This is a genomic window from Acinetobacter sp. UBA6526, from assembly GCF_002434875.1.
GTDB lineage: Bacteria > Pseudomonadota > Gammaproteobacteria > Pseudomonadales > Moraxellaceae > Acinetobacter > Acinetobacter venetianus.
The window spans coordinates 924-8263 of the sequence record NZ_DJLC01000035.1; the positions used below are offsets into that span (position 1 = coordinate 924).

Annotated in this window: 9 protein-coding genes; 3 read left to right on the top strand and 6 right to left on the bottom strand. The window is 41.3% G+C overall.

Annotation, left to right across the window (positions count from 1 at the left end; all coding sequences use genetic code 11):
• Positions 1 to 268 precede the first annotated feature (268 nt).
• Positions 269 to 1654 (top strand): WS/DGAT/MGAT family O-acyltransferase, encoded by a 1386-nt coding sequence (locus tag B4237_RS02360; protein ID WP_004877095.1) that lies wholly within the window; start codon positions 269 to 271, stop codon positions 1652 to 1654.
• Between the two features lie 33 nt (positions 1655 to 1687).
• Here the strand turns inward: B4237_RS02360 and B4237_RS02365 are convergent, their stop codons facing one another.
• From B4237_RS02365 to B4237_RS02390, 6 genes are all read right to left on the bottom strand, one after another.
• Positions 1688 to 1861, bottom strand: coding sequence for a PA1571 family protein (locus B4237_RS02365; protein WP_004775299.1), 174 nt, complete (start codon positions 1859 to 1861; stop codon positions 1688 to 1690).
• Positions 1862 to 1998: 137 nt separating this feature from the next.
• On the bottom strand, positions 1999 to 3453 hold the full coding sequence (gene rng, locus B4237_RS02370; RefSeq protein WP_061525727.1) for a ribonuclease G: 1455 nt from the start codon (positions 3451 to 3453) through the stop codon (positions 1999 to 2001).
• Between the two features lie 42 nt (positions 3454 to 3495).
• Positions 3496 to 4062: a Maf family nucleotide pyrophosphatase gene (locus B4237_RS02375; RefSeq protein ID WP_278595394.1), complete on the bottom strand. Its 567-nt coding sequence runs from the start codon at positions 4060 to 4062 to the stop codon at positions 3496 to 3498.
• Positions 4050 to 4541, bottom strand: a complete 492-nt coding sequence (gene mreD / locus B4237_RS02380; protein WP_278595395.1) for a rod shape-determining protein MreD — start codon at positions 4539 to 4541, stop codon at positions 4050 to 4052. Before mreD ends, B4237_RS02375 begins: the two co-directional genes overlap by 13 nt.
• Positions 4528 to 5385: a rod shape-determining protein MreC gene (gene mreC / locus B4237_RS02385; protein WP_004877103.1), complete on the bottom strand. Its 858-nt coding sequence runs from the start codon at positions 5383 to 5385 to the stop codon at positions 4528 to 4530. Before mreC ends, mreD begins: the two co-directional genes overlap by 14 nt.
• A gap of 17 nt (positions 5386 to 5402) precedes the next feature.
• Positions 5403 to 6443 carry a rod shape-determining protein gene (locus tag B4237_RS02390; protein ID WP_004877105.1) on the bottom strand — a complete coding sequence of 347 codons (1041 nt, stop codon included), beginning with the start codon at positions 6441 to 6443 and terminating at the stop codon, positions 5403 to 5405.
• 133 nt (positions 6444 to 6576) lie between these two features.
• Here B4237_RS02390 and gatC point away from each other — a divergent pair, with 133 nt between their 5' ends.
• Positions 6577 to 6894 (top strand): Asp-tRNA(Asn)/Glu-tRNA(Gln) amidotransferase subunit GatC, encoded by a 318-nt coding sequence (gatC, locus tag B4237_RS02395; RefSeq protein ID WP_004877106.1) that lies wholly within the window; start codon positions 6577 to 6579, stop codon positions 6892 to 6894.
• Positions 6895 to 6947: 53 nt separating this feature from the next.
• On the top strand, positions 6948 to 7340 hold a 393-nt coding region (locus tag B4237_RS02400), incomplete at its 3' end, for an amidase family protein (RefSeq protein WP_286941180.1).

Genomic DNA, 7340 nt, shown 5'->3' on the forward strand with positions numbered 1-7340 from the left:
TTTTTAGACGATACAAGGCATGTTTTGCGAAATTTAACCATTCTAAATGAGCAAGACATAACGCAGTAGCGGCAAAAAATATCCCTGTCCCATAGGGTTATGGCTAAAACTGCCCCAAACTTCGTTATGAAATTTGACAAGGGAATCGCCATTGCCTGCATTTCTTGCCTCACTTGTGTGGTTTTAGCCTATAACGCAAGGCATGGTTGAAACGTCATCAGACCCTACAAGTATCTTATAAAAAATGCAATGAGAGGCTATATCTGCTATGCGCCCTTTACACCCTATTGATTTTATTTTTCTGTCCTTAGAAAAAAGGCAACAACCTATGCATGTAGGCGGCTTGTTTTTATTCGAGATTCCAGAGAATGCATCATCAACGTTCGTACATGATCTCGTTCAGGATATTCGTCAGTCTAAAAGCATTCCTGTTCCTCCATTTAATAATCAACTCAATGGCCTCTTTTGGGGAGAAGACGAAGAGTTTGATATTGATCATCATTTCCGTCATATTGCATTACCGAATCCAGGGCGTATTCGTGAATTATTAGTCTATATTTCTCAACAACATAGCTCTCTAATTGACCGTGCAAAACCATTATGGACTTGCGATATCATTGAAGGTATCGAAGGCAATCGTTTTGCGATGTATTTTAAAATCCATCATGCGATGGTAGATGGCGTTGCAGGTATGCGCCTGATTGAAAAGTCTCTCTCAAAAGACCCAAATGAAAAACACGTTGTTCCGTTGTGGTGTGTAGAAGGAAAACGTGGCAAACGTTTAAAAGCACCAAAGCCGCCAACAGTAAGCAAAATCAAAGGCATTATGGATGGTATCAAGTCTCAGCTTGAAGTTGCGCCTAAAGTCATGCAAGAACTATCTCAGACCATCTTCAAAGAAATTGGTAAAAATCCTGATTATGTTTCTACCTTCCAAGCACCACCTTCAATTTTAAATCAACGTGTTAGTTCATCTCGCCGTTTTGCAGCGCAATCTTTTGAGTTGGAACGTTTTCGTCTAATCGCTAAAACGCTTGGCGTAACACTTAATGACGTTGTATTAGCAGTTTGTTCTGGTGCATTACGTGAATATCTTATCAATCAAGATAGTCTGCCGAAAAAACCGTTAATTGCGATGGTACCTGCTTCCTTACGTACTGATGATTCTGATGTCAGCAACCGTATTACTATGATTCTGGCAAATCTAGCAACTCACATTGAAGATCCTATTGAACGTTTAGAGATTATTCGTCGTAGCGTGCAAAACTCAAAGCAACGTTTTAGCCGAATGACTGCAAATGAAATTCTCAACTACAGTGCAGTTGTCTATGGACCAGCGGGATTAAATATTGCATCAGGCATGTTACCTAAGCGTCAGGCATTTAACCTTGTCATTTCAAATGTTCCCGGCCCGCGTGAACCGCTGTACTGGAATGGTGCGAAGCTAGATGCACTCTATCCTGCCTCTATCGTAATGGATGGTCAGGCATTGAATATCACAATGACCAGTTATTTGGACAAGTTAGAAGTCGGTTTGATCGCATGTCGCAATGCTTTGCCAAAGATGCAAAACTTACTGACACACTTGGAAGAAGAGATTCAACGTTTTGAACTTGCTATCTCTGAATTGCCACGAGAAAAAGTAGCAAATTGATAGAGAAAAAATTAAGGGGCTTTCGTTAGCCCCTTACTTCTTAATTGTACGACAACGCTGTAAGAGCTGATGACATGCTGAGCGAATCATTGCAGTGGTAATTTGAACTTCTTTACCTTGGCTATCAACCATATAACATGTATTCACAGGGTTACTGTCCAACACATGTTTAAAACCGTGATTCACTAATCTTTCACTAACATTCATAATTATATACCTCATTATATTTTCGCTAAGACACTCAAAGATGTCTGTGGCTAATTCTATAGATCTAGTATTTAAAATTCGTGATAGAAAGTAAAATTTCAGTTGTAACAAGGCTTAAGCGAAATCTTGTTACAACTTTAGCTTAAAATGATATCGTATTGCTCTTGCGTATACAGATTTTCCACTTGGAATTTAATCACACGATTGATGAAATGTTCTAAATCTGCGACAGCTGGGGCTTCTGCAGTTAACAGGCGATCAATCACTGCTGGATGCGCAACGACAGTAAAGCCACCCTTGGAATCAAATGCACGGGCATAACGTAAGATTTCTCGAAATATCTCGTAACATACTGTCTCTGCTGTTTTGACATAACCACGTCCTTGGCAGGTTGGACATGATTCACAAAGCAAATGTTCCAATGATTCACGCGTTCTTTTACGTGTCATTTCCACTAAACCAAGCTCAGAAACCTGAGTGATTTTAGTTTTCGCATGATCTCTTTCAAGCATTTTTTCAAACTGACGCATTACCTCTTCACGATGCTCAGCTTCTTGCATGTCAATAAAATCAATAATAATGATTCCACCCAAGTTACGTAGACGTAGCTGTCTCGCAATCACTTGAGTTGCTTCCATATTGGTTTTAAATACAGTGTCTTCTAAGCTACGCCCACCGACGTAAGAGCCAGTATTGACATCAATCGTCGTCATCGCCTCAGTTTGGTCTATCATCAGATAGCCACCAGACTTAAGCGCAACTCGTGTTTGTAAAGCTTTTTGAATATCTTCTTCGACGTTATATAAATCGAAAAGTGGTTTTTCACCCGGATAATGGATTAAACGATTTTGTATTGTTGGGACAAACTCATCCACAAATTCGCTTAATTTACCGTGAATTTCACGTGAATCAACATAAATCTTTGCAGTTTCATTACTGGCAAGATCACGCACTATACGCTGAGGTAAAGGCAATTCTTCAAAAATTAATTCAGGTGTCGCAACTTCTTTTTGCTTACGCTGAATAAACTCCCAAAGCTTACTGAGATAGCACATATCTTGTTCAATAGATGCTTCATCCACACCTTCAGCAGCAGTACGAACAATGACACTGCCCGGTAAATTATGTTCAGACTGAATACGTTCAATGATGCCACGAAGACGATCACGCTCTTCTTCTTGTTCAATACGCTGAGAAACACCAATATGATTACCATAAGGCATCAATACAAGATAACGAGAAGGAATTGAAAGATCTGTACTAAGCCGAGCCCCTTTCGTTCCTAGCATGTCTTTCATCACTTGAACGGTGAGCGTCTGCCCCGGATGCAGGAGTTCAAAAACATTCGGTGTCGGCTGCGAACGCGACCACACCATATCATTAATATGCAGAAAAGCAGTCCTAGATAAACCAATATCTACAAAAGCAGCTTGCATACCCGGCAGTACACGCACAACTTTACCTTTGTAAATATTCCCCACTAAACCACGTTTTACAGTGCGCTCAACAAATAGTTCATTGACCGTACCATTTTCAATCAAAGCCACACGACATTCCATCGGCGTGACGTTAATCAGCAACTCTTCTGCCATAACAAACTCAAAACTTTATAAAAATTCTTATACCCGAAAGTGTCAGCTTGATGCTTTAACGCTTTCTAATAACTGTGCTGTCTCATATAAAGGCAAGCCAACAACATTGCTGTAGCTTCCCCGAATTTGAGGAATAAATTGCCCCGCTACTCCTTGTATCGCATATGCCCCAGCCTTTCCGACTGGCTCACCTGTTGCCCAATACTTTTCCATTTCTATTGGGCTTAATTGCATCATCTGTACTTGTGTTTGAACGACGATGCTTCGTCTTTCCGTCGTTGTTGCAACACAAACACCTGAAAAAACATCGTGCCATTGTCCAGATAATTGTCTCCAAATATCAAAAGCATGTTGTTTTGATTCAGGCTTCCCAATAATCTGGCCATCAAAGCTTAAACTGGTATCTGCAGCAATCACAATAGCATCAGGATAACTTTGTAGCACAGTTTCAGCTTTAAGGTGTGCTAAACGCTTAACATAAATTTCAACTGATTCACCTGCTAAAATAGATTCATCTACATCTGGGCTAAAGGTTTCAAATGCCAACCCAAGTTGTTGAAGAAGCTCTTTTCGACGAGGTGAACTCGAAGCTAAAATTATATGCGCCATTTATGTAAACAATAATAAACCAATGGCCATGCTAACACACTGGTCATCACGGGTTGCCAATGTCGCGCAATCGAAAAATGAGTACCAGCAATGGTTTGACTCACCCATAAAAATAAAATGTGTGCAATGACAGCCAATGCAGCAATCACCCAAGAATTACCAAAAGTCAAAATCCGTCGCTCACGAATAAAATAACGTGTTGCAAAGGTAATCAGTACAAAGCTCAGCGCATTTAACCCTAATGGCGCATCCAAAAGTAGATCAACAAAGATCCCCATACCAAATGCAAACCAAACACCACACCAAACAGGTTGGTAAAGTATCCAAAACAACAGGATCATTAACATGAAAGAAGGTCGCCAACCCGCTGTCTCGTAGGATACTGGATAAACCATCAATACCGACCCTGCAACGATCGAGAGAATGATCATCCAAAGCGGATCTTTACGTTTCTCGTAGTTTAATTTAGCGATCGGCATAAGGTTGCTCCTGCGCTAAAGACTCTGAGAATAGCACGACAACATGATGACCACTGGCAAGCTGTGCCGCAGGTTTAACATCAATTTCAGCAAACTCACCTGAGGTATGACGACTCACTTTCGACACTGTACCCACCAAATAGCCAGCAGGGAAATGCTCACCTAAGCCCGAACTGTAAACTTTATCGCCGACTTTAACGTTAGCACTGGTCGCAACATAATCCATCTTCAGCTGACCTAGATCACCTGTTCCAGACACAATTGCGCGCATTCCAGTTCGTTCTAAACGTACAGATAGAGAATGTTCTTTGTCCGAAAGAAGCATGACACGAGAACTATGCGGGTAAACATCAACCAGTTGCCCCATAATCCCTTTATCGTCCAGTACAGTTTGCCCCACTTTTAAGTGATCAACTGCACCGCGGTTAATAATAATGATATGGCGTAATGGATCAGCATCCGTTCCAATCACTTCGGCAATTTGCATACGACCATCGATAATTAATGGCGTATCTAATAAACCTCTTAAGCGATTGTTCTCAGCTGAAAGCTCAGAAAGCTTTTGTAAACGGACTTGTGCTTGTAATAGCTCAGCTTGCATTGCGGTGTTTTCACGGCGCAATTGAGCTTCTGATTTGGTTTGTTGGTTGAGCCATTCTCGCGACAATACAGGATAGCTCGCAAGCGCATAAATTGGATTATACGCTGCATAAAGCACATCCCTTGCTGGTTTGACTACATAAGGCATGCGCCAATCAAAGAAAAGCACAACCAAGCATGTAATGACCGCAATGACAAATGAGCGAAAAGATGGCGGTTGTCTTGAAAAAAGATTCGGTTGCACCGCCTAGTCCTTATGATTTAACCAACAAAAAGCATGTCGTGATTTGGGTTGTCAAAGAATTCTAAAACTTTACCGCCACCACGAGTGACACAAGTTAAAGGATCATCAGCAACAATCACTGGTAAACCAGTTTCTTGTGCGAGCAACTTATCCAAGTTACGAAGTAATGCACCACCACCTGTCAACACGATACCACGCTCAGCGATATCTGAAGAAAGCTCAGGAGGTGTTTGTTCAAGTGCTGATTTAACAGCGCTTACGATGCTTTGTAATGGGTCAGCAATCGCTTGGGTAATTTCGTCAGAAGTTACCGTAATTGCGCGAGGTACACCTTCTGCCAAGTTACGGCCACGCACTTCGATTTCAAGTGTTTTACCGTCGTTAACAGCCATACCTACTTCTTTTTTGATCACTTCAGCTGTGGTTTCCCCAATAACACAACCGTGTGCTTTACGAACGTAGTTAATGATTTGCTCATCAAATACATCACCACCGATACGTAAAGAATCAGCGTATACACAACCTTGTAATGAAATAATCGCGATCTCAGTGGTACCGCCACCAACATCAACAACCATCGAACCACACGCTTGTTCAACTGGCATACCAGCACCAATCGCAGCAGCCATAGGTTCTTCGATCAAGCGGACATCGCGTGCGCCAGCATTAAATACGGCTTCACGAATAGCACGACGCTCAACCAAAGTTGATTTACATGGTACACAAACTACAACACGCGGCGCTGGCGGGAACAAACGCTTTTCATGTACCTTGCCGATGAACTGATTCAACATGGTCTCAGTTACTTCGAAATCAGCAATCACACCGTCTTTCATCGGACGAATTGCAGAGATATTCGCTGGTGTACGACCTAACATTTGTTTAGCATCAAGACCTACAGCAGCAACAATTTTTTGCGAACCACTATGACGAATCGCCACAACAGTAGGTTCATTTAATATAATGCCACGGCCTGGTGCATAAATAAGCGTATTTGCAGTACCTAAATCAATGGCTAAATCCGGCGAAAACAGGCCAATTAGTCGTTTTAGAATCACGGGGACGTTCCCAATTAAACTTTGTATGGATGCAAGGTGGCAACTTTAACGAAATGTGATGCTTTGAACAAGTCAATCGCTTATTATAACGCACGATATTTTGCAATTTTTTGATACTGAATTAGGTAAAGTTATGTCTACATCATCAGATGCTCAGCAGACAACGGACTTAAATGCACAGACCGTTTCAGCAATTGCACACCTTGCTCGTTTATCTTTAAACGAGGCGCAATCAGCTGAATATGCTGAAAGTTTAAATAAAATCCTTGGCATGATGGAAAGCTTAAAAGGCATTAATACCGATGATGTTGAGCCTTTAAAGAGCCCATTTGACAACCCTCAGCCTTTACGCGCAGACGTGGTGACTGAAAGCAATCACCGTGATGAATATCAGGCGGTAGCCCCTGCTACAGAAGCAGGTTTATACCTCGTACCTCGCGTAATTGAATAATTTTTATTCAATTAACTCATATTTTATATTTAGAATGTAAAGAAATTTTTCATATGACAGATTTACATCGTTTATCCATCCGTGAGCTCTCTGAAGGCTTAAAACAAGCCCAATTTTCATCACGCGAATTGACTGAACATTATTTAAAACGTATTGCCAAAATTGACGCAAAAGTAAAGAGTTATGTGACGGTTACAGCAGAACAAGCATTAGCTGAAGCCGATGCTGCTGATGCTGCGCTCAAAGTAGGTAATGCACATGCACTTGCAGGTATTCCACTTGCGCATAAAGATATTTTTTGTACCAAAGGAATTAAAACCACTGCTGGTTCAAAAATGCTCGATAACTTCATTTCACCTTACGATGCAACTGTCGTGGCAAAAGCCAAAGCAGCTGGTCTTGTAACGCTGGGTAAAGTGAACATGGATGAATTCGCAATGGGTTCA

Coding starts and splice junctions, on each gene's coding strand:
- B4237_RS02360 (WP_004877095.1), top strand. CDS start 269: ATGCGCCCTTTACACCCTATTGATTTTATTTTTCTGTCCTTAGAAAAA.
- B4237_RS02365 (WP_004775299.1), bottom strand. CDS start 1,861: ATGAATGTTAGTGAAAGATTAGTGAATCACGGTTTTAAACATGTGTTG.
- rng (WP_061525727.1), bottom strand. CDS start 3,453: ATGGCAGAAGAGTTGCTGATTAACGTCACGCCGATGGAATGTCGTGTG.
- B4237_RS02375 (WP_278595394.1), bottom strand. CDS start 4,062: ATGGCGCATATAATTTTAGCTTCGAGTTCACCTCGTCGAAAAGAGCTT.
- mreD (WP_278595395.1), bottom strand. CDS start 4,541: ATGCCGATCGCTAAATTAAACTACGAGAAACGTAAAGATCCGCTTTGG.
- gatC (WP_004877106.1), top strand. CDS start 6,577: ATGTCTACATCATCAGATGCTCAGCAGACAACGGACTTAAATGCACAG.